The organism is Yersinia enterocolitica, from assembly GCA_002082245.2.
Classification (GTDB): Bacteria; Pseudomonadota; Gammaproteobacteria; order Enterobacterales; family Enterobacteriaceae; genus Yersinia; species Yersinia enterocolitica_E.
Map to the genome: position 1 here is coordinate 202,680 of NBTC02000001.1, position 22,387 is coordinate 225,066.

Consider the following 22,387-nt stretch of genomic DNA (forward strand, 5'->3'; position numbering starts at 1 on the left):
GTAGTTGTACTTTTTTATTAACTCAACGAGGTGTAATGCAGAGGGGGATGCCGCTGTATTTTTGTGATGTCTATCCCCTCTAACAGCCAGTGCCATTGTTGTTCATCCAACGTCAACGTATCGCCACTCAACCGGGAAGGCCATTTGAAGTGCGCCTGTTCAAGGCGTTTATACCACAGACAAAAACCGGTGGTGTCCCAGTACAGCGCCTTTATTTTGTCGTGCCGTCGATTGCAGAAGACAAACAGGGCTCCACTAAAAGGCGATAACGCCATGTGCTGTTCAACCAGTAGCGTGAGCCCGTTGATGCTTTTGCGAAAGTCCACGGGAAGGCGGTGAAGATAAATCTGCGTGGCATCGACAAACATCTTCATGGCGTGAGTTCCCGCAGTAAGGTCGCCAGCCAAAATGGAGAAAGGCTGAGGGGAAATTGCAGTGAGCAGTGTGCGAGCGTCAGTTTGATAGAATCGCACTCAACCGGAGGTAGCTCAGGTTCGGCAACAGCGGGAGTGGGTTCGACAGGCGGCGTTATCGGCAAAGAACCCTGTTTGAGCGGAGAGACAGCGATAAATGCGGGCGGCGGCGACTTGGCTTGCGCAACGAGGCGATCCTTGGCATTGAAAAAAGCGCTGCGTGAGATTTGATGGCGTTTACAGAATTGAGTTTGGTTGAGACCGGAGCGTTGTTGTGCGTCGAGCAGTTCACGCCATTCGTCGGGAGTGCGATGGTTCGTCTTTGCCATATTGCCTCTGATCTTCGGTGAATTCCAAAGACAAGCATGATGTTTCATCGCGTTAAGCGGAAGGTGCGGTACCAGCGACGTTTACGTTCCAACAACATTCTGACTGCGCGCTCACGCAGTTCAGGGGGATAGCGTTTGGCGGATTGTGATTTCATTTTGGGTCTCCTTTCACTAAGAGTTTAGTCTCCAAGAAACCCGGTACAGTTCAGTCACTATACCAGCAGGAATTTCAGACAGTTACTGTGGAGATATCAGATAAAGCAAAGCCTGAGTCGCCGGGGAAATTGCTGGGATACTCAGTCTACAGCCCAATGGAACGGTTCTTCAGAAGCCTGAAAACAGAGTGGGTGCCGGATAATGGGTACGTAAATTGTGGAGAAGCCAGCATGGCGATAACAAATTACATCACGGGATATTACAGCCAGCTCAGACCTCATCAATATAATGGAGGTCTGACGCCGAATGAATCAGAACGATTGTTCTGGAAAAACTCTAAAGCCGTGGCCAGTTTTTGTTGACCACTACAATTCCTGTATCAATAGCATCAGTGATTACTTTAAAGTGAAAACCCACATGTTGTCATGTGTATTATGTGATCTAGGCAACTGAATTAGCGCTTTTTTGAAACGTCAATCCGTAGTTGAACTGATAGACGTACATATAAAAGAGTAGAAAATAACAGGTAATATATTTTTCAAATTCAGTTATGGAAGGTTATCTATGATACTTAAACGTTTACTCTTAAAAAATACAAATCTGCTGAGCGTAATGTTTCTCTTATCAGGGATCGCTCAGGCAAGTCCGAGTGATGAACTTTTCTTAAAACTTCAAAACAGCCAACAAGCATACGTGGAAAATTTACTATCTGCTTTTCCTGCGGACTATCCGGCATATCAGATTTTTGTACTGTCGCCTGAAATAAAAAATTTGATACAAAATCGCTACAATACAGACCAGATTAACACCATTGTTCAGAAAACTGTAGAAACTAGAAAACTGCAGCTAACAGAGAAACCATGGGGGACATTCCTTCAGGCCGCTTCATTTGAAGATAGTATTAAGTCTGAAACTAATTATGATGCAATCTGGCTGAGAGACAGTTTGTGGGGATATTTGGCGCTCAATTCTCAGAAGGAAGACCAGGAAAGTGCGAAAAAGATATTATTAACATTATGGGACTATATGTCCACACCAGCACAGTTAGAACGGATGAACAATATTATAAATAACCCTTCGTTACTGGATGACGAAAACGGGCAAATGAATGCTATACATATCCGTTTTGACAGTAACTCGCCAGACTTCAGTGATGTGTTAGAAAATGGTAAACCGCAGCAATGGAATCACAAACAAAATGATGCATTGGGTTTGTATCTTGATAATATCATTCAGGCAGTTGAATCCGGTAAAATTTCACGATCAGACTGGGAAAAAGGTGACAGACTTAATTCATTGGTAAAACTTGTCGCCTATCTTGAAAAAGTGCGCTTTTATGATATGCCTGACTCGGGATCATGGGAAGAAGATGCGAGACTTAATACATCATCCATAGCACTAGTGACTTCAGGGCTAGAACGCCTTACTAATCTGTTAAATGAAAAGAGTAATATATCTGCAATTAAATTTAGGAATGATCTGCTAGAACAAGCAAAGAATTTGCAATTAGATCAGCACCTAAAAACAACTCAACTGGAAAAAATGGTTAATAAAGGTTACGAAAGAATTAGATATCAATTGAGTCTAGGTGGTGAATCTCCCAATTATAGACATGATGACCCCCATTATCGTACAGCAGATGCTGCGTTACTTAACCTGATTTACCCTGCAAAGTTATCGCGACTGACTATTGAACAGAAAAAAATGATACTTTCAAAAGTGAGGACACTCGCGGGTAACTACGGTATCAAACGTTATTTAAACGACAACTACCAATCAGCAAATTTCTGGTTTAATAAAATTAAAACCGACACCAGTGAAGACTCTCATAATAAACGCCAAGAAATATTTATTCCTCATACTGAGGCTCAATGGTTTTTTGATTCATGGTATGCAACATCTTCTGCCATAGTTTATAAAGAAAGTCGTGATAAATACTATCTAAATGAAGCCATTCAATTTATGAACAGATCTCTTTCACAAATCACTAATAAAGGTATGACAGGCGCGGATGGAAAACCTTTACCAGCCATGGCTTTACCGGAAAGTATCAATTTCTTGCATTATTCCGGAAAAGTGCAACCCGCTCCGAGCCCTATTATTCCATTGAACTGGTCCAAAGCATCTATGACGCTCATGTTCAATCATCTGGGTACAGTGCTACAGGATAAAGTTAACACATTATAATATAATTACTCCCCCCAACCAGCAAGTCTCAAACCCTCTATGTTGAGGAGGGTTTCGCTTTATCTATGCTTTATATAATTTATTTTTTAACGAGGAATAATATGAGCGGTGCTGTGATTATGATCATAATCTATTTATCAGGGGGGTTAATGACCTCTATTTTTATTTACTTTATCTCACAGGAACAGCGCTACTATAGAATACTGGGCTCTGTATTAACTGGCTTAACATGGCCCTTGAGTCTGATACCTGCACTTTTATTTTCCATACTTTGAACCGTTGTTATTTATCTGATTAGGGTAAGTATTCCGGGTAATGTCTCCAATTGGTTAAACTTGATGTATAATGTTCACTGGTGAGGTTTTCTCATGTCCAGCGTTAATGTTCATTGTCCTCGTTGTCAGTCCACTCAGGTTTACCGCCATGGTCAGACCCTAAAGACCATGACAGATTTCGTTGTCGTGACTGCCATCGCGTATTTCTGCTCACTTACACCTACGAAGCCTGTAAGCCGGGTGTCAAGGAGCAGATCAACGAAATGGCTTTCAACGATCCCTGAGTTCGTGATACCCCCCCATGTCAGGGTAGTTGTCGCCTCCTTCTGAAAAATAGTCAGGGGGCTGGAGATGTTGTATGGCCGTTTATTCAACAGAACGTAAAGCTGCGGTGATCGCCAAAATGTTACCTCCACATAATTAGTCTATTAATCAAATAGCACGGCAGGAAGGTATTCCTCCCAAAACCCTTTACCACTGGCATTCGTCGGCGGGCATTGCCGAGCCAGCGCTGTCTAACAGGGAAAACTCACCCCATGAGTGGTCGCAGGAGGAGCAGTTTGCCGTTCTCGTTGAAACCGCACCGCTTTCTGCTCATGCTGTTGCTGTTGCTGAATATTGTCGCCGTAAAGACCTCTACCCCGAGCAACTCCAGCAGTGGAAGGACGGTTTTATGCAGCCCAGCCCGCGTGAAGAAAAAGCAGAGATAAAACGATTAAAAAAGGAAAACCAACAACTTAACCGTGAAATAGTCCGTAAGGACAAGGCGCTAGCCGAAGCCGCAGCGCTGTTGATATTGGAAAAAAAGTTCAAGGCGTTGTTCGGCGAAGAAAACGAGGACGAATGACGCGCAGTGCCGACCGCCAGCAGTTGATGCTACTGGTTCAGGAAGCAGTCGACAGTGGAGCCTCGTTAACAAAGACTTGCCAGCGCGTCGGCCTGAGTCAGCGGACTTTACAGCGTTGGCGCACGGTGTCAGACGATCGCCGGGCCACGTCACCTCGTCCGGTGCCGAAAAACAAGCTCAGCGCCGAAGACGTGCAGCAGGTGCTTGCGGTCTGCCATGAACCGCGGTTCGCCAGCACAAATTGTGTCTCAGTTAACGCGACAGAGCCTCAAAATCAGGCAAATACACAAATTTCTAAACAGGCCCAGATAAGACCCTGTAAATAATTCTGTGTAACTGCCACCGTATTAAAGGTGATCGCTCAGGCGGTCACCGAACTCGATAATAAAACGGCTCATCGCCAGCCGCCAGTTCTGGATCGGCATACTCCATTTTTTCGACGCATCCTTGATCGCCAGATAAATAACTTTTCGTACCGAGTCGTCTGTCGGGAACACCTTGCGCTTCTTGATGGCTGCGCGGATCACGCTGTTTAGTGACTCGATGGCATTCGTTGTGTAGATGGCCTTGCGGATATCGGGTGGATAGCCGAAGAACGTATTGAGATTTTCCCAGTGTGCACGCCAGCTTTTGCTGATTTGCGGGTATTTGTCGTCCCAGGCAACCGCGAAGTTATCCAGTGCCATCAGCGCCGCCTCTTCTGTCGGAGCCTGATATACCGTTTTCAGCCCGCCGGTGACGGCTTTGTAATCCTTCCACGAGACATATTTCAGGCTGTTGCGCACCATATGAATGATGCACAGCTGGATGTGAGTCTGCGGATACACGCTGTTTATCGCATCCGGGAAGCCCTTCAGTCCGTCCACGCAGGCAATCAGGATATCCTGAAGCCCCCGGTTTTTAAGCTCTGTCAGCACACTGAGCCAGAACTTCCCCCCTTCATTTTCTGCCAGCCACATGCCCAGCAGTTCTTTCTGGCCTTCTGTATTAATGCCCAGAGCAAGGAAGACGGCTTTGTTAATCACGCAGCCACCCTGGCGAACCTTCACCACAATACAGTCAAGATAAACAATGGGATACAGTGCATCCAGAGGTCTATTTTGCCACTCTGTCACCTGTTCTTTAACTGCATCGGTGACTTTAGATATCAGCGTGGGCGACACATCAGCATCGTACATCTCTTTGAAGGTGGCGACGATTTCACGGGTGGTCATGCCTTTGGCGTACAGGGATAAAATCTGACTGTCCATCTGCGTGATACGCGTCTGATTTTTCTTTATCAGTTGAGGCTCGAAGGTGTTTTCTCGGTCGCGAGGCGTGTTCAGTTCGATTTCACCGTCGTCGCACAACAACGTTTTGGATGAATAGCCGTTGCGGGTATTCGAGCCTGCTTTCGGGGCATTTTTCTCATGCCCCAGATGGTCAGTCAGCTCGGCATTGAGCGCCGTTTCGACGGTTAACTTCGTCAGCATGCGGGAAAATGCATTGAGGTCGGCTTCGGTTTTAAGGCCTTTAGCCAGTTCAGCCGCGAGGGCCTTGAGTTTCTTTTCGTCCATAATTTGCCTGTCTCCGTTACTGGAGTGAACATACCAAAAACAGGCAATTACACAATTTTAATTACAGTCTCACTTGCGGGCCCCAATATGGTTTAACGAGCGGTTCCCAGCGCTGGAAGATGCATTTGCAGCTAAAGTGACAGAAGAGTACCCATTCACGCTGCAACCAACCCATTCTTCCCATTTAGGCATTAAACCCAAAAAGCTAATAGATTGGATTGATGAACTAGATGTTGAATTTGGGGAAAGCACACACTTCAGTACCAAGCCCCATTCCCAGTCGAAATGCAACAAAATGGTAGGGCATTATGCCGCCTGTAAGTGCGTTAAAAAGGCACTGTTGCAAATAGCCCGTTAGGGTCAACGTTCCCTTAGGCTAAAAAACCTTAGAGGCTGAAAACGTAGCTCACCAGACGCACTTCGCCCTGAGGATGACCATAATACCAAGGTTCAGCCTGACCTTTACGCAACGCGCGCATCACCTCTATACCCTTGATCGCGGCATAAGCCGTTTTCATGGATTTGAAGCCTAACATCGGATTGATTATCCGCTTCAATTTACCGTGATCACATTCAATCACGTTGTTGAGGTATTTCACCTGACGGTGCACCACGTCTGGCGGGCATTTGCCTTCCCGTTTCAATAACGCGAGCGCTCTGCCATAGGTGGGGGCTTTATCTGTAATAATCCGTCGTGGCTGTTCCCAATTTCGTAAGTTACCTAATATCTTCTTCAAAAATCGATAAGCCGCTTGGGTATTACGGCGAGACGAAAGATAAAAATCAATCGTTCTACCGTGGCTGTCGACGGCCCGGTACAGGTAAGCCCATTTGCCGCCGATTTTGACGTAGGTTTCATCCAGATGCCAGGGAAGCAGGTCGGTCGGATGACGCCAGTACCATCGCAGGCGCTTTTCCATTTCAGGTGCGTAGCGCTGTACCCAACGATAAATCGTGGTGTGGTCAACATTGACGCCCCGTTCAGCGAGCATTTCCTGGAGTTCGCGGTAGCTGATGCCGTATTTACAATACCAGCGAACAGCCCAGAGGATGATTTCACTCTGAAAATGCCGACCATTTGAATGGGGTCATACGCTACTCCTTCAGCCGAAATGGTGCTTTAGCTTATCATCACAAGATTTTTGCAACAGTGCCTTCTTGATAACCTACCTTTAAAATAATTTATTTTTTTATTCCTTGTTTTTCAATATTTATTTTTTGTAGCATTAATCTCTGATTGATTTCATTAAGCCCTTCTAATTGACACTTGGCTAATTTATTCAACTTCGTATCAAGAGCATTTTCAGAATTCATTTCTTCTTCGTTAATAGCAAGTTCTTTTATGCATCTAAGCGTCAGAGATCGGCTAACTTCTAAACTAATGTCATGATTTGTTTTTGCTTCAAATGAAACTCTCGATTCATCATATTTGGTCACAGCTATCGTAATAATATAAATGCAACATATCGCTATAAACATCCTCCATATTACTTTTTGTTCTTTTAATTTTTTATCATTTGATACTAGCCAAGATACAACCATAATAATCACTACAGAACTAATCAAATACAGCTTTAGCGCATCAGTGCTGTAGTATAGTGATAAATCACTCATTTATTATCCTTATGTTAATTTTGTTTGTTACTGTGACTGACAAGTAATTTAAAAGGACAAATAAAATGAATTCGAAATATAAAGCAGTAATTATACTTTACAATATTATCAAATAAAATTAAATGTATTTATGCTTTATATATAAGACAAATAAAGTATCACTCTGATAATGTGAATTCTTTTATTAAAAATACCTCTAGTGATGCATAACAGGATACATCATTACCCTGCCTTAAAATTCTGCAAAAAAAAGTGGCTTCATGTGAGCCACTTTTACATTTGTAATTTAATTATTTTATCGACTGAAATCTGTCATAAAGTCAGATTCATAATCATTCTCTGGGAAAGACAGATTTAGCGCTGAAATGATTTTATCCGTGTTCTCTTCAGAGATATGCAACAGCCCCATACAGCGGTCAAAATGAAGTTTATTGCCGTTCATCATGTCAATAACAGCATTATATTCTTTATCAATCGACTGGCCATATGCGGCTCTAGCTTTATCCCATGATACTTGCGGAATATCGCCCCACGCGCTGATCATCATCGCGATATCAATCATGTCTTTAAACTGGGTAGATCTGTCTCTGCCTCTATCAGCATTAGCCAATAGCTTTGTGGCAAAGAAATCCTCTTGAGATAGCGTAGGAATATTATGAATGCGGCCACCAAATGCCAGATCTAAGCGCCCTTCGCTCACGAACTCCATTCTGATGCGAGTATCGTCGGCCAGCACAACAGACCTGATACCATACTGATTCGTTCTAACGTCACTGCCATAGTTGACCGGCTGTTTGAATACCTGCCCAAAGCTATCATTCGTGACAGTGCTACGGAGCTTACTGTAACCTTCTCGTGATGAGCATAAGAAGTCAATATCAACAGATTCTCGGTATTCATCAAGCAACATAACAATTGCTGTGCCGCCTGCAAAATAGCATTCGGCATCTTCGATAAAATCAGCATCAATAGAGTCAAGAATACCGGCTATTTTGTTGTGATGCTCCAGCCGGTATTTATACATTTAGAATACCGCCACCGTATTCTTTAACTAACTTATCAATCAACGCTTTTTCATGTGGCTCCAGCGCCTCTGGCTCTACATATTTCCAGTTGCGCTCATATAGAGCTAATGCTTCCCGTTCATCTAATTCAGCATCATCTTTTAGATACCATGCGATCTGTTTCATCTGAGGATAATCAGCTATGTGCAACATAATTTCCTCCTTTAGGTTCTAATGTGCATATGTCACTAGTATAGCGCTTTTTATCGCCAACATCCAACACTGGTTAAATGCATAATTAACTGATATTAAACACAATAAACGGCATTGCAAAAAGCACCTAGGGTTTACAATATCCATGTATGATGTAACTAAAGTGAACCGCCCCGGTTTTCTTGGAGAGTTTTTGAACCCGTTGTTCACGCGGCCAGATCTTTGCCAGCATGTGAAGCATAGTAGCCTTTTTCTGCTTCCATCGGCGGGATATGGCCCAGGCGTTCCAACAGTCTGCGATTGTTAAACCAGTCCACCCATTCCAGCGTCGCCAGCTCTACATCCTGACGCGTTTTCCAACTTTTTCGGTGGATCACTTCAGCCTTGTACAGACCGTTAACGCTTTCAGCCAGCGCGTTGTCGTAAGAATCACCCGTACTGCCCGTCGACGCCAACAACTCAGCATCTTTCAGCCGTTGCGTGTACGCCAGCGACACATACTGGGAACCTTTATCACTGTGATGGATGGTGCCCGAAGGCCGTCTGAACCATAGAGCCTGCTCCAGCGCATCCAGCACGAAGGTCGTTTCCATCGTTGATGAGGTTCGCCAACCTACGATAACCCCGGCAAACACATCGATAATGAACGCCACATACGCGAAGCCCTGCCAGGTGCTGACGTAGGTAAAATCTGCTACCCACAGCTGGTTCGGGCGTTCCGCCACGAATTGACGGTTTACCAAATCGCGTGGGGTCTCAGTGGCTTTGTTGCTGCGCGTCGTCTTAACACCTATGCCACGTATTACCCCCTTTATTTTCAGCTTTTTCATCAGGCGCACCACTGTACATCTGGCCACGTGGAACCCTTCGCGTTTTAACTGTTGCCAGACTTTACGGTACCCGTAAACACGGTAGTTTTCTTCAAAAACACGCTGTATTTCCGGCATAAGCTGACCATCACTCTTGTCCCGGTGACTGCGATGCTCAGGATGTTGCCGACGTTGTTGATGCCAGTAATACGTTGACGGGGCTATGTCCAGTTCATGACATATCGGCTCGATCCCATGTTCATCGCTTAGATTTTCCAGAAACGGCATTATTTCTTCCAGTGGCGGTCAATGGAATGGACGCCTCCCCCTTAACGAGGATTCAGCGTATAACGGAGGAATATAGCATAGTCGGCAACCGTAAAATGAAGGAGATAGCTATGAGCAATATAACCCTGATTGGTATCGACCTGGCTAAGAACGTATTTCATCTACATGCAGTTGATGACAAAGGTAAACAGATGAAAGTGACTAAGCTGTCACGCCTGAAACTTGCCGAGTATTTATACCGCAGTGAACCGGTAATCGTCGCAATGGAGGCTTGTGCAAGTGCCCACTACTGGGGACGGCTTTGTACATCACTGGGCCATGAGGCTCGTCTGATATCTCCGCAGTTCGTCAAGCCATTTGTCAAATCCAACAAAAATGATCGTAATGACGCACGGGCAATCTGCGAAGCTGCACTGCGTCCTGATATGAATTTTGTTCCCGTCAAAACAGTCGAGCAGCAAGCTGTACTGAGTCTTCACAGAGTTCGTGAAATGCTGATAGGCCAAAGAACGGCAACCATCAATCAGTTCAGGGGATTACTCACCGAGTTTGGATTACCTGCACCCACAGGGCGTAGGGCGCTATTCAGTATGATCCCCGCTATGATTGAAGATCTCCGAAAAATTTCACCCGCATTTCTCATTACTTGCATTAGTCAACAATGGGAACATCTCAGACAACTGGAACAACATATCAACGAAGTCACTCATCAGATTGAAATGCATGCCCGCCAGTCTGATATTGCACGCCGCTTGCAAACAATTCCAGGTATTGGCCCAATCACAGCTTCAGCACTGGATGCCTACGTTGGTAAGGCCACTCAGTTCAGAACAGGGCGACAACTGGCCGCCTGGTTGGGGTTGGTGCCCCGACAGCATTCAACAGGAGGGAAATCTGTGTTGTTGGGGACCAGCAAGCGCGGAAACAGTTATTTGCGCCAGCTGTTTGTTCATGGAGCCAGAGCAGTTGTATCTGTAGTATGCCGTTCTCCCGATGCGAGCAAGCAGGACAAAACTATTACGGGTTGGCTGACCAGAAAGCATATGAATGTAGCCGTAGTGGCTATGGCAAACCGAAATGCACGCATTGCCTGGGCCGTCATAGCCCACGAGCGTAGCTTCGACAATAATTATCGGGAACAACTGACCAACCAGTTACTCCCGGGCTGACAGAAAATATTTGATGTGTTCCTTTCCTGATTGCTACAGGTGATTTATTGACGTGATGGCGTAGACAGGTCAGACCGGTGTTGGCAAAACCCGTGGAGCTCGATAGTCAGAATTTATTGAATTAAGACTGAGCGGTCGTTTGGGAGCCAACAAGCAGATTCCATTATGGGCAGCGTATAGTCAAATAAACGCACAAACAGCCCGAATATACGACTGCGATCTTCACCTTCTGCATCAAAACAAAAAAATCACTTGGCAAAAAGGAGGCGTCCATATACGAGCTCCGCCTGGGCAAAATACGCTGAAGCCTGACGCAAGATATCGTTGCTGCGGCGCAGTTCACGGTTCTCGCGCTCTAACTCTTTTAGGCGCAGGCGTTCATTGGTTGTTAGAGCCGTTGTTGGTGAAGGGGTATGTTGTTCATGCTGACGCATCCAGGCGCGCAAAGTGTCAGCATGACAACCGATTTTCGGGGCAATCGCTCTGACAGCGTCAAGCTCCGTCGAATACTCGCCGCGGTGATCCAAAACCAATCTCACTGCCCGTTCGCGTAATTCAGGTGAATAACGATTTGATGACATTTGAGTCTCCTTTTAACGACTAGTTTAGTCTCCAGGATCCCCGGGGCGGTTCAGTTTTCGACTTACACACTCGATCTTCTCACCGGCTGTTTGCCATGCACGGATCCAGCGTCTCAGATGGCGGACTGTCGGATATCCCAACTCACGGATCACCACAGCAGCCTTCCTGCCATATTTGAAGTAAAGCTCAATAGCTCGGAGTCGATCTTCAAACGAATACATAAATAATCTCCTGAGAGTCCAGGAAATCGTCCGCACCCCCATTCAGGTCTTATAACATTGGTGCCGACACAGCTAATATGTCTGGGGTGAGCTGTGGGAATACATGCCAGCCAGTCACCCCTCTCATTTACCCCATAGCACTATGCAATCGACTGAATTAGCTTAGCTACATATCTAATTCATCTATGGATGCAGACATCATACTCATGGGAACAAATACCCATTGTTGAGCGACTGAGCCGTTAAATTCAAATAACTGAATATGAGTACCTGCTGACTGCCCACGATTTGAATCGTCGATCAAATAATTCCTATTGGCTTGGCTAAGAATAAAACCAGATTTACTAACAAAATCCCATTTTTGAGTTGGATCATTTGCATTTTTTTCTTGTAAAACGATATTTGTTCTACTGCTAATAGCTTTATTTTGAATTGATAACGCCAGTGTATTATTGCTTTCTACAAGTGTAATTGTTCCTGTCCTATTGTCTATATTCCAAAGGATTCTATCGAGAGTTGAACTCGCTGGAAGGAGAATTACTTGAGCGTTAGTTTGTTGATCTGAAATACCTATAACCATTGAGGGGTTTGCTGCGTATTTGAGAAATCCGATCATAAAAAGTTCCTTATAAATAATTGTTGTGTTTGGGTGTTTAATTAGCTTGGGAATTGATAGTAAAAACCATTTATCAATCCAGTTTATTGATCTAAGTCATATTATAATTTTTAATTAAATATTTTTACATGGTTTGTTAATATCATTATATAATCGTTTGTGACACTACCCATTATACAGATTTTATATTATAATAATTGGATATCATATAATATAAATTGGTAATAATCTCACTATGTTTAGTGTATTTTAGGACCCAATCGGAGCTTGGCTTTATTGAAAGTAAACGATTTGTAGGATGCGATAGATTGAGAGCATTGACTATGTACCTCCTGTTATGGCAGAGAAAGCGTATTATGTTTCTCTGGTGGGCAGTCTGAGTTCCCGGACTAAAAACTCTCCAAGAAAACCGGAGCTGTTCAGTACTGACGGCGAGTCAGCCCACTGGCCTGCCATGCTTCAAGGTGGTGTATTTTACACTCAGGGGTGTAATGCTTAGGCATTTTACTTCTCCGTCTGATGAACATAACGGCATGTTACCTGGACGAAAATTAATTGGAATGTGAGTTCACCGTAGTATTACTCTAAACCGATATTTTGTCGTACATCCCTAACTCCCTGTTTAAAACTGTGCCAGTCAATCCACCTAGCTTAATAGGGAAGGTTTCAACAATACTCATTCAGATATGAGCGATTTTTGAAAGATATATTACTAATAGTCATGCTTTCTATTACCAGAGCCTAAGGCCGTTCTCAGAGCGGACATCATCTTCTGTTATCGTATCTGGCGACATAAGCTAAGGGATAGTAAAAGATAAAGAGGGGAGAGCCATAATGCCATCACCAATTAATTCAGCGCTCGAACATATCAATCACGCGACAGGAAAATCAGTAAGATCACAGGTTAATCAGGTATGTGACTTTAGTACTAAATATATTAAGGAACAGATTAAAACCAGCCGACCTAACTTAATTACCCGATTGATTGACTGGCTTTTCGGTGATGGGACTAAAGCGGAGGCGATGATGAGCTTTACTGCCCTTTATCTTGCAGGGAATATAAGTAAGATCGAAAATATGGGACAGCGTGCCGATGCTACTCACTCGTTTGTGACTGCGATTAAGGAGCTGACGTATAACGGCGTGACAACAATGGGCCTAACTCTACCGGATGCAATGGATTGCGAAAACCCAGAGATTCTGGCCGGTAATATACTCGGGAGCCTTTTCGAATTGCTCCCAATCTCTAGATATAAAGATTTTTTTTCCCAGTTATCCGTCTTTTCTCCCTCTTATACTTTATGCACTCAGGACGCTGACTCACAATTGTCCTTCCACGGGGTACTCCGTCTGACTTCTGACGGAATATCGTCTGAGGAATCAAGTTTTCAGGTCCCATTTAGTATTCCGTCTATCTTCGACAATGATTTTGCCATCAATTGGATGAACCTGTATGGCGCAGAGGGTTCGTTATCTCTGTCAGAAAAATATCAGGAAGCCAAGGCAGCTTGTGTTGCCAGCAAGGCGGATTTAGAACAAGCCAAAAACGCACAAAACGCTTTAGACCTTATATTTCACTCCTCAAGATGTGCTACCGATATAGTCGCTGCTGAAATCGCAATGGCTTTTAAAGAGTATGCGGGCCTTACTCTTGATGTTCCAGGGGGATATACCAAATCCGCGGATACGAATAGGGGGATAATAAGAGAGAAAATAAACCAATATGTACTGCAATGCGAATCACTGCAGCGTCATTGCCGCCGTGCACTGGAAGGTGCAAATTCACTTAGGGTGGTAGCACAGAGACATGTCGATGATACCGATGCCTTAGTGGCCGCTGGTAGAGTTTTGTTTGAACAAGCCCATGGTATAAAGCGATTGGCCATCACGCTAAAGAAGGGGAAGGCTTCAAGCCAACTTATTGCCGATTTGCAAAGAGATACTGGATTGGACTTCGGCCACCATCATGCTGATTTGATTATAGAGCGGGACTGTAACAACGCTGTCATCGACAGAGGACAAGCTACATTAGACATTTTGAATGCCAATGCTGAGATAAGAGATTGCAGTAGCAAAATCAATACACTCAAACAATTACCCGATTATTGTGCCCATGCAAGAGCATTAGAAGAGGCATTGATTCGCCAGATTGAAGCTCAGGATGTTGCTGATAAGGACATGAAAGAGGCGATGAAATTACTGGACCAGTCAGCCATAATACAAAAAACTATGGGCACGGCAGTTCAATTTGGTTGCATTGCTGATAAGGCTATTCACTCAATAATCGCCTCTTTACGTAAGCCCACATTATTATTTTCCGCTCTGATACAGGCTACCGACGCCATTACGCAGGCCGCTATACAGTATCTGGTTAAGTTATCTGAATTTAAGAAAGCGGCCCAATCTATCTACGATTTAACGGAGTTGGTCGATAACATTACTTCCGGGAAGACACAGGCTTATCTTAGCGACTGCGACAAACAACTTTTGCAAGCGATTCTGGTTATTCAGGCCGATGCACCAATATTAACTTCTAACCAACATCATCTCCGTACTCTCAATGAACTGGAATCAATGTGGTTAACGGATGACAACGTGGTGCGAGTTGATGTTTTAAATAAATTTGCCGTCCAAAGCCGCCAACAGGTTAGAGACAGTTTTGAATCGGTGTGTCAGGACTTGTCAGATATACTGAAGCGTTCACTGTTTAACAAAATTATTACTGGTGATGGGTCATCGTCAAATGAACGAGCTAATGATCTCCTTGCCAGAGGTTTACCGGATATCGCCGATCTAGAGGCGCCCTCTCAAAATTTAAAGCCTACGTTGATGTTTACAGATAAAGGAACAGTTAATCCCACTTTTTATGGTGCCGACAATGATACCATTGAGTTTCTGAATGTGCAGGTAGCATCGTTCCTACAAAAAGAATTAAGCAAACCTTCTGCTATTATAACCATCAGGCCGACTAATACAGTTTCGGAGAGCCATGCCGTTCAATGGGATATAGATGTAGCGCCCCCCCCAATATATTTAAACGCCCAGTGGAATAAAGATATAAATAGGAATATCAAGCTAAAAGATACCGCTAGTTGACATGATGTCAGGGTTGTTTCAGAACACTGAATTTGTAAGGTTCAACTGAGGGCATTGGGCGAGTATGAAGCGCGTAATGACGCTGGATAGATTCAGGTCAACCAACAATGTCTTCAGTATTGCAACGTGACCATAGATTCTTACCTATTAAATTGATGCCCCAAAATAAGTTAAGAATGGGTGATTTTTGAAAGATATTAAATGGCTATCAGCATTAATCTAATTCGAAGCTTACTCATCTTCACTTATTGTGCAGAGTCAGATGAAAAGTCATATCAATACAAGTTTTTTATATGTTGCGTGAAAACTAATTAATTATATGAAATATGATCATGTCAACAAGATAAATCAAATATTAGAGGGTGATCGATATGGACATAATTTTGAATACTAACACTATAGAAACAGTATGCAGGTCTGCGGCTCCCACAGGTAAACAGGCCCGTCAGGAACCTTTCGACAATCTCGTAACATGTATGAAGTGTCACCAACGGTGCAAAAGTGGGTCTTCCGCAACTTGGGTGGTTCAGATCATGCAAGGGAACTCATCACTCGCCGTCTCAGCAGCTCGAACCCGGCACGACCATACATTTGGCGTTTCAACATCTTCAGTCGGTTTACATGCCCCTCAACGACCCCGTTACTCCATCTGCAACAGATAGCTTCAACTATTGCGGCTGCATCAGATTCCATTCCTGCAGCAACCCGTTGGAGGTCAATCAGTCCGCTTTTGCTTACATTGATGAACCACGGGTTTAACAGTGTTTTATTTTTCGTTTTCAGCATTCTGTAGAAGTCGAGTGCCAGCTGCTGTGCCGTTTTCAACTGAGGCTCTTTTTCGCACATCAACCTGATGAACCGTGATGCGTAGTTTTCTTCCCCTTTGATTATTCTCCAGGGCATCAGCCAGCGGCTGACCCTTGAGGCTGAGGGACGACGGACTGAAGCCGAAATCGGATCTGACACACCTTTACGCCATCTGGCAATGGCATCTCTGACCGTTGTCTCACTGCCGGCGAAGCCCATCGCGGCCATTTCACGCCATATTAGGCTGGCGTTATGGTTGCCATTTTCACGTTGTTGTTCTAACCAGCCACGCCATGGATCAAGAAGACAGGGTTTTGGTGGTCGGGTTGACATCTCTGGGAACGTCACCGACTGTATCCATCGGCGAACAGTTACCCGTGATAATCCGGTGATGCGAGATATTTCTCTGATCCCTCGCCCATTTTTATGGAGCGTGCTGACTTCCGTCCAGCGTTGATGCCGCTTTTCTCGCCTTTGCTGTTTGATCCGTTCTGGAAGGAGAAGTACCGGTGATGTTGTTGGCTGACCATCTGGGGCATTCTTTTTTGGCAATAGTTCATTGGCAACCTGCTGTATCAGCGGCATATGCCTGTACATCAGACGCTCTAATGCATCACCAATATTCTTCAGAAGATGCCAACGGTCGGCGACCTGTCTGGCCTGCGGTGCACCCTCACGTGCGGCCATCGCATAGATGCCACCGCGATCCCGTGAGACAACCTGTATTTCCAACCAGGCCGCCACGATGCCATGCCCACTCATCGATCCCAACATGCGGAGTTACGGCCTGTACTGGTTCGGACGCCTGAACTACTGCGCTGGTTTGGATACCGGTGGCTGTTGCAGCCCACTTCCCTGCCTCGCCACCGGCGATTAGCCCAAGTTGATGCTGTAAATTCTGCAGAGCCTCTGAGGATTGCTGCCTCGAACCCGCGAAAGGGACCAGGGATTCAGCGAAGATTTTACGCGCGCATGGCGGGTTACGGCAGTACCAGTGGCGGACAGCAAAGGTCAGATAAAGTGTTTGCCCTGAACACGGGAGATGCTGTATACGCCGCCGCCGGCAACTATGTACGGAGCCACTGCGTTTCAGGCATTCAGGGCAATTGGCTGATTTTCGAGTGGCGCGAAGATTGATGTTCACCCCGTGCGGACTAGTAATTTGTTGGAGTACCTGCCATCCGCGCGGCAACCGCAACAGAGTCTGAAGTGAAGTCATTGAGTTGTCCCTAACTTAAAACAACTTAGATCCTTGTTAACTAATAAGTTTCATTTGTTTTCCACCACCCAAGTTGCGGAAGACCCGCAAAAGTAGACCAAGGGATCGGGGAATTATGGTGTAAAAGTGCACCACCCTGATTATTGATAAACTCTCCGTTTTTACGGAGATTTCCTTGGATGCTGTGCATGGAAACCATACTTAAAGTCAGAAGGCTTTCTCTTAAACAGGGGCTCTCTCAGAGAGCCATAGCCAAACAGCTACAAATATCTCGTCATATCGTCAGTAAATACCTCGCAATCGAGACTAAAGAGCCACCAACTTATAAGCGGACGCAGACTCACTATCCCAAACTGGGTGAATTCATTTCAGTATTAACACAACGGTTAACTGATGAGGCCAAACTCCCTGCCAAACAACGATTAACGGCCAGACGTCACTTTGAAAAACTCAGAACGGAGGGGTACCTGAGGTGGCCAGTTTTTGTTGACCACTACAGTCGGAATATCGAGGTTTTATCCAGTACTATCTGATGGGACTCAATGCCCATCGGCTCTGGAATGTTCACCGGGTTATGCGGCAATCACTGTTGGGAACTCTGGCGAATAAACATAAAAACACGGTAGCAAAGGTGGCCCACCGCCTGAAAACTGAGGTATCTGTGGGTGGGAAGACCATCAAAGCCTTACAGGTAGTCCGACACCAGACACAGGAAAAAAGACCTCTGGTGGCCACATTTGGTGGTTTGTCACTGGCATGGCAAAAAGATGCAATCATCACGGATAATCCCAAGCAGGTATTCAATGGATTATGCAGTGAAATTGTGTCGAGGTAATAGTACGGTGAACTCACATTCCAATTAATTTTCGTCTGGGTAACATGCCGTTATGTTCATCAGACGGAGAAGTAAAATGCCTAAACACTATACCCCTGAGTGTAAAATACACCACCTTGAGGCATGGCGGGCCAGCGGGCTGACTCGCCGTCAGTACTGTCAATCTCAGGGGATCAGTGAGGGGACCTTCAAGCACTGGCCTTCCCAAACAAAAAATAAATATAATCCCTCTCCCGGACTGCCCTCCGTCCTCCCGGTTCAGATAGCACGACCTTTACCGATTGATTCGTTGACCGACCCGGTCATGCTTTACCTCCCCGGGGGCTGCAGAGTGGCCTGCCAACCCGCTCAACTGGGTGATGTCTTCAAGGCCCTCAACTATGCTCAAGCCTGAACACCTGTTCCTGGCCGTCAAACCCGTCGATATGCGCCGCGGGATCGACACACTGACGCAATACGTCCAAGAGACCCTCAACGCATCCTGGCACGAGGGGGCCGCCTTCGTCTTTGCCAACAAACCGAAAACGCGCATCAAGGTGCTCCGCTGGGATAAGCACGGGGTCTGGCTCTGTGCCCGGCGCCTGCACCAGGGGCACTTCATCTGGCCCCGAGCAAACGACATCGCGTGGTCTTTGACCCCAGACCAGTTTGAATGGCTGATCACGGGGATTGACTGGCAAAAAATGCACGGTCACGACCTGTCTCGCTGGGTGCACCCGCCAGAAAATAAATCGGGCTCGTCTCAGTAAAATAAAACACCTTACCCACTGATAATAAATGGATATCCATGCTGTTGCAGGTATAATAGACAGCATGGATATCTCCGTTCTCTCGACCACAAATGACATCGACCAACTTCGCACTCTGGCTTTTACCATGGTGCAGTCACTCATGGCTCGAGATGCACTTATCCAGGAAAAAGAGCACCGTATCCGGTTGCTTGAAGAAGCATTGATGTTGGCTCGTCAACAGCGCTTCGGACGAAAAGGTGAAGCCCTCTCTGGGCTACAGCGTTCGCTCTTTGAAGAAGACACTGACGCCGATATTGCCGCCGCTCAAACCCAGTTGGACGCTCTGTTACCCAAAGACCGGTCAGATGAGACTAAAACCATCGTTTAACGCCCGTCCGCAAACCGCTGGCAGAACACCTCCCTCGTGTTGAGAAAGTGATGGCTCCCACATCAGACCACTGCCCTGATTGTGGGCATACGCTGCGCTTCATGCGTGATGAAATCAGCGAGCGGTTAGATTATATTCCGGCCCGCTTTGTCGTTAATCGTTATATCCGTCCCCAATACAGTTGCGATGGCTGCCAAACCGTGGTCTCTGCTTCCCTGCCTGCGACTCTCATCCCCAAAGGGCTGCCTGAGGTCGGATTGGTCACACAGGTTGTGGTCAGCAAATACCGGGATTACCAACCGCTCTATCGTCAACACCCCATCTTTACCCGCAGTGGTGTGGACATCCCTGTCAGTACGCTGGCCGGTTGGGTCGGTACTGCGGGTGTTGCACTGGAGCCACTGGTTGCATTGATGCGTCTGGAATTGCTGAAAAGAACGGTGTTACATGCCGATGAAACTCCGCTGCTGATACTGGATGCCAAACAGGGGGGCAAAGCCCGCAAAGGTTATCTGTGGGCCTACGTCAGTGGGGAAAAGACGGGACCCGCCATCGTCTGCTTCGACAGCCAACCCGGGCGAGCAGCGAAATATCCACAAGCGTACCTGAGCGGCTGGCGTGGTAATCTGGTGAGCGACGGCTACGCCGCCTATCATCCCCTGAACAATGGGGGTGAAGTCGTCAACGTGGCCTGCTGGGCGCATGTGCGGCGGGGCTTTGCGGACCTGTTCAAAGCCAATCAGGACCCGCGTGCAGAAACAGCCTTGAAGATGATTGGCCAGCTTTATAAGTTGGAAAAGAGTATCCGACACCGACCGGTCGATAAAATTCGGCAGTGGCGACAACGGTACTCGAAGCCCAGGCTGGAGGCCTTGTGGGTCTGGCTGGCGTGCCAGGTTAAAGCTTGTGCGCCGGGTTCGGCGTTATATAAAGCTATCCAATATGCGCTGAATCACAAAATCGCACTTTGCCGGTTCGTGGATGATGGCGAATTACCGCTGGACAACAACCGGTGTGAGCGCGCCATCAGGCCAGTGGTGATGGGGCGGTCGAACGGGCTGTTTGCGGGGTCATTGGCGGCGGGTCAACGCGCAGCCAACATCATGAGTCTGCTGGAAACCGCGCGGCTGAACGGTCTTGAGCCGTACGCGTGGTTGAAATCGGTGCTGACGCGTTTACCGGAATGGCCGGAAGAGCGCCTGCACGAACTGTTACCCTTCGCAGAAAACACCTTCACCGACTAACCGGTTCTGTGTCATGCAGAACCAACCTCTTACGTCAATGTGAGTTCACCGTACTATTACGTGTCGAGACTACTGGCACAGACTTGTGAACTCTGCGGAGACACAGATGGACCATTTGAAGTTCATCACATTCGCAGATTAAGCGATCTAAACCAGCCAGGGCGCCAGAATAAACCCATATGGGTCAAAATCATGGCATCAAGGCGACGCAAAACAATCGTCGTCTGTGTCAGATACCATGAAGACATTCACAGGGTACGTACAGCCAAAGATCAGGAGAGATGATACTGGAAAGCCGGATGAGATCGAAAGACTCATGTCCGGTTTGGAGAGAGGGTGACTGGAAAAGTACCGGGGACCCTGTAAATAATTCTGTGTAACTGCCACCGTATTAAAGGTGATCGCTCAGGCGGTCACCGAACTCGATAATAAAACGGCTCATCGCCAGCCGCCAGTTCTGGATCGGCATACTCCATTTTTTCGACGCATCCTTGATCGCCAGATAAATAACTTTTCGTACCGAGTCGTCTGTCGGGAACACCTTGCGCTTCTTGATGGCTGCGCGGATCACGCTGTTTAGTGACTCGATGGCATTCGTTGTGTAGATGGCCTTGCGGATATCGGGTGGATAGCCGAAGAACGTATTGAGATTTTCCCAGTGTGCACGCCAGCTTTTGCTGATTTGCGGGTATTTGTCGTCCCAGGCAACCGCGAAGTTATCCAGTGCCATCAGCGCCGCCTCTTCTGTCGGAGCCTGATATACCGTTTTCAGCCCGCCGGTGACGGCTTTGTAATCCTTCCACGAGACGTATTTCAGGCTGTTGCGCACCATATGAATGATGCACAGCTGGATGTGAGTCTGCGGATACACGCTGTTTATCGCATCCGGGAAGCCCTTCAGTCCGTCCACGCAGGCAATCAGGATATCCTGAAGCCCCCGGTTTTTAAGCTCTGTCAGCACACTGAGCCAGAACTTCCCCCCTTCATTTTCTGCCAGCCACATGCCCAGCAGTTCTTTCTGGCCTTCTGTATTAATGCCCAGAGCAAGGAAGACGGCTTTGTTAATCACGCAGCCACCCTGGCGAACCTTCACCACAATACAGTCAAGATAAACAATGGGATACAGTGCATCCAGAGGTCTATTTTGCCACTCTGTCACCTGTTCTTTAACTGCATCGGTGACTTTAGATATCAGCGTGGGCGACACATCAGCATCGTACATCTCTTTGAAGGTGGCGACGATTTCACGGGTGGTCATGCCTTTGGCGTACAGGGATAAAATCTGACTGTCCATCTGCGTGATACGCGTCTGATTTTTCTTTATCAGTTGAGGCTCGAAGGTGTTTTCTCGGTCGCGAGGCGTGTTCAGTTCGATTTCACCGTCGTCGCACAACAACGTTTTGGATGAATAGCCGTTGCGGGTATTCGAGCCTGCTTTCGGGGCATTTTTCTCATGCCCCAGATGGTCAGTCAGCTCGGCATTGAGCGCCGTTTCGACGGTTAACTTCGTCAGCATGCGGGAAAATGCATTGAGGTCGGCTTCGGTTTTAAGGCCTTTAGCCAGTTCAGCCGCGAAGGCCTTGAGTTTCTTTTCGTCCATAATTTGCCTGTCTCCGTTACTGGAGTGAACATACCAAAAACAGGCAATTACACAATTTTAATTACAGTCTCGGTGTTGGGTTATATTACAGCAAAAAATGTTGGCCGACTCACCTGAACTGTATTAGATACCTCTTTTTGTCGCGGGTCCTATTCAAGATAAATTTCAATTGAATTAATCATCCTCAG

21 protein-coding genes and 6 pseudogenes are annotated in these 22,387 nt (G+C 46.3%); 13 read left to right on the plus strand and 14 right to left on the minus strand.

Features of this window, described 5'->3' with window-relative positions:
- Nucleotides 1–17 precede the first annotated feature (17 nt).
- Together A6J66_001105 and A6J66_001110 are read right to left on the minus strand one after the other, a co-directional pair.
- Entirely contained in the window at nt 18–374 is a 357-nt protein-coding gene (locus A6J66_001105; protein ID PNM27287.1) for an IS66 family insertion sequence hypothetical protein, read from the minus strand.
- Nucleotides 371–742 carry a hypothetical protein gene (locus A6J66_001110; GenBank protein ID PNM27288.1) on the minus strand — a complete coding sequence of 124 codons (372 nt, stop codon included), beginning with the start codon at nt 740–742 and terminating at the stop codon, nt 371–373. The genes A6J66_001105 and A6J66_001110 overlap by 4 nt, the downstream gene beginning before the upstream one ends.
- Before the next feature lie 201 nt (nt 743–943).
- Here A6J66_001110 and A6J66_001115 point away from each other — a divergent pair.
- The 5 genes and pseudogenes from A6J66_001115 (at nt 944) to A6J66_001135 (ending at nt 4,533) form a co-directional block, all read left to right on the plus strand.
- Nucleotides 944–1,260: pseudogene (locus A6J66_001115) on the plus strand (IS110 family transposase).
- Nucleotides 1,261–1,462: 202 nt separating this feature from the next.
- Nucleotides 1,463–3,085 (plus strand): hypothetical protein, encoded by a 1,623-nt coding sequence (locus A6J66_001120; protein ID PNM27289.1) that lies wholly within the window; start codon nt 1,463–1,465, stop codon nt 3,083–3,085.
- 65 nt (nt 3,086–3,150) lie between these two features.
- Nucleotides 3,151–3,360, plus strand: coding sequence for a GhoT/OrtT family toxin (locus A6J66_001125; protein PNM27290.1), 210 nt, complete (start codon nt 3,151–3,153; stop codon nt 3,358–3,360).
- A gap of 93 nt (nt 3,361–3,453) precedes the next feature.
- Nucleotides 3,454–3,641, plus strand: a pseudogene (locus A6J66_001130) (IS1 family transposase).
- A 562-nt stretch (nt 3,642–4,203) separates the two neighbouring features.
- The gene (locus tag A6J66_001135) at nt 4,204–4,533 is read left to right on the plus strand and encodes a hypothetical protein (protein ID PNM27291.1); all 330 of its coding nucleotides are present in this window, start codon (nt 4,204–4,206) and stop codon (nt 4,531–4,533) included.
- Between the two features lie 21 nt (nt 4,534–4,554).
- Here the strand turns inward: A6J66_001135 and A6J66_001140 are convergent, their stop codons facing one another.
- From A6J66_001140 to A6J66_001165, 6 genes and pseudogenes are all read right to left on the minus strand, one after another.
- Nucleotides 4,555–5,763 carry an IS256 family transposase gene (locus A6J66_001140; protein PNM27292.1) on the minus strand — a complete coding sequence of 403 codons (1,209 nt, stop codon included), beginning with the start codon at nt 5,761–5,763 and terminating at the stop codon, nt 4,555–4,557.
- A 386-nt stretch (nt 5,764–6,149) separates the two neighbouring features.
- On the minus strand, nt 6,150–6,818 hold the full coding sequence (locus A6J66_001145) for a DDE domain-containing protein (GenBank protein PNM27293.1): 669 nt from the start codon (nt 6,816–6,818) through the stop codon (nt 6,150–6,152).
- A gap of 127 nt (nt 6,819–6,945) precedes the next feature.
- Complete coding sequence (locus tag A6J66_001150; protein ID PNM27294.1) at nt 6,946–7,377, minus strand: hypothetical protein; 432 nt, start codon at nt 7,375–7,377, stop codon at nt 6,946–6,948.
- A 295-nt stretch (nt 7,378–7,672) separates the two neighbouring features.
- Complete coding sequence (locus A6J66_001155) at nt 7,673–8,401, minus strand: nucleotidyl transferase AbiEii/AbiGii toxin family protein (protein ID PNM27295.1); 729 nt, start codon at nt 8,399–8,401, stop codon at nt 7,673–7,675.
- A complete protein-coding gene (locus tag A6J66_001160) occupies nt 8,394–8,594 on the minus strand; it encodes a hypothetical protein (GenBank protein ID PNM27296.1) in 201 nt (66 codons plus the stop codon). The genes A6J66_001155 and A6J66_001160 overlap by 8 nt, the downstream gene beginning before the upstream one ends.
- A 206-nt stretch (nt 8,595–8,800) precedes the next feature.
- Nucleotides 8,801–9,694 (minus strand): annotated as a pseudogene (locus tag A6J66_001165) (IS3 family transposase).
- A gap of 107 nt (nt 9,695–9,801) precedes the next feature.
- On the opposite strand from A6J66_001165, the gene A6J66_001170 reads away from it, so the two are divergent.
- Entirely contained in the window at nt 9,802–10,860 is a 1,059-nt protein-coding gene (locus A6J66_001170; GenBank protein ID PNM27297.1) for an IS110 family transposase, read from the plus strand.
- 248 nt (nt 10,861–11,108) lie between these two features.
- Here the strand turns inward: A6J66_001170 and A6J66_001175 are convergent, their stop codons facing one another.
- The 3 genes from A6J66_001175 to A6J66_001185 all read right to left on the minus strand — a co-directional run bounded on the left by A6J66_001175 (nt 11,109) and on the right by A6J66_001185 (nt 12,279).
- A complete protein-coding gene (locus A6J66_001175) occupies nt 11,109–11,441 on the minus strand; it encodes a hypothetical protein (GenBank protein ID PNM27298.1) in 333 nt (110 codons plus the stop codon).
- A gap of 24 nt (nt 11,442–11,465) precedes the next feature.
- Nucleotides 11,466–11,705, minus strand: coding sequence for a hypothetical protein (locus tag A6J66_001180; protein PNM27299.1), 240 nt, complete (start codon nt 11,703–11,705; stop codon nt 11,466–11,468).
- Nucleotides 11,706–11,829: 124 nt separating this feature from the next.
- On the minus strand, nt 11,830–12,279 hold the full coding sequence (locus A6J66_001185; GenBank protein ID PNM27300.1) for a hypothetical protein: 450 nt from the start codon (nt 12,277–12,279) through the stop codon (nt 11,830–11,832).
- A gap of 834 nt (nt 12,280–13,113) precedes the next feature.
- On the opposite strand from A6J66_001185, the gene A6J66_001190 reads away from it, so the two are divergent.
- Nucleotides 13,114–15,375 (plus strand): hypothetical protein, encoded by a 2,262-nt coding sequence (locus A6J66_001190; GenBank protein ID PNM27301.1) that lies wholly within the window; start codon nt 13,114–13,116, stop codon nt 15,373–15,375.
- Between the two features lie 531 nt (nt 15,376–15,906).
- On the opposite strand, the pseudogene A6J66_001195 reads toward A6J66_001190, so the two are convergent.
- Both A6J66_001195 and A6J66_001200 read right to left on the minus strand, forming a co-directional pair.
- Nucleotides 15,907–17,401 (minus strand): annotated as a pseudogene (locus A6J66_001195) (ISL3 family transposase).
- Between the two features lie 40 nt (nt 17,402–17,441).
- Nucleotides 17,442–17,591, minus strand: a complete 150-nt coding sequence (locus A6J66_001200; protein ID PNM27302.1) for a helicase — start codon at nt 17,589–17,591, stop codon at nt 17,442–17,444.
- Here A6J66_001200 and A6J66_001205 point away from each other — a divergent pair.
- From A6J66_001205 to A6J66_001230, 6 genes and pseudogenes are all read left to right on the plus strand, one after another.
- Nucleotides 17,581–17,868, plus strand: a pseudogene (locus A6J66_001205) (IS21 family transposase). The gene A6J66_001200 and the pseudogene A6J66_001205 overlap by 11 nt on opposite strands.
- 65 nt (nt 17,869–17,933) lie before the next feature.
- Nucleotides 17,934–18,236: a hypothetical protein gene (locus A6J66_001210; protein ID PNM27303.1), complete on the plus strand. Its 303-nt coding sequence runs from the start codon at nt 17,934–17,936 to the stop codon at nt 18,234–18,236.
- A 76-nt stretch (nt 18,237–18,312) separates the two neighbouring features.
- On the plus strand, nt 18,313–18,630 hold the full coding sequence (locus A6J66_001215) for an IS66 family insertion sequence hypothetical protein (GenBank protein PNM27304.1): 318 nt from the start codon (nt 18,313–18,315) through the stop codon (nt 18,628–18,630).
- Nucleotides 18,617–18,985, plus strand: coding sequence for an IS66 family insertion sequence hypothetical protein (locus A6J66_001220; GenBank protein PNM27305.1), 369 nt, complete (start codon nt 18,617–18,619; stop codon nt 18,983–18,985). Before A6J66_001215 ends, A6J66_001220 begins: the two co-directional genes overlap by 14 nt.
- A 28-nt stretch (nt 18,986–19,013) precedes the next feature.
- Nucleotides 19,014–20,599 (plus strand): annotated as a pseudogene (locus A6J66_001225) (IS66 family transposase).
- Between the two features lie 39 nt (nt 20,600–20,638).
- Nucleotides 20,639–20,884 (plus strand): RNA-directed DNA polymerase, encoded by a 246-nt coding sequence (locus tag A6J66_001230; protein PNM27306.1) that lies wholly within the window; start codon nt 20,639–20,641, stop codon nt 20,882–20,884.
- A 106-nt stretch (nt 20,885–20,990) separates the two neighbouring features.
- On the opposite strand, the gene A6J66_001235 is transcribed toward A6J66_001230, so the two are convergent.
- The gene (locus A6J66_001235; GenBank protein ID PNM27307.1) at nt 20,991–22,199 is read right to left on the minus strand and encodes an IS256 family transposase; all 1,209 of its coding nucleotides are present in this window, start codon (nt 22,197–22,199) and stop codon (nt 20,991–20,993) included.
- Nucleotides 22,200–22,387 lie beyond the last annotated feature (188 nt).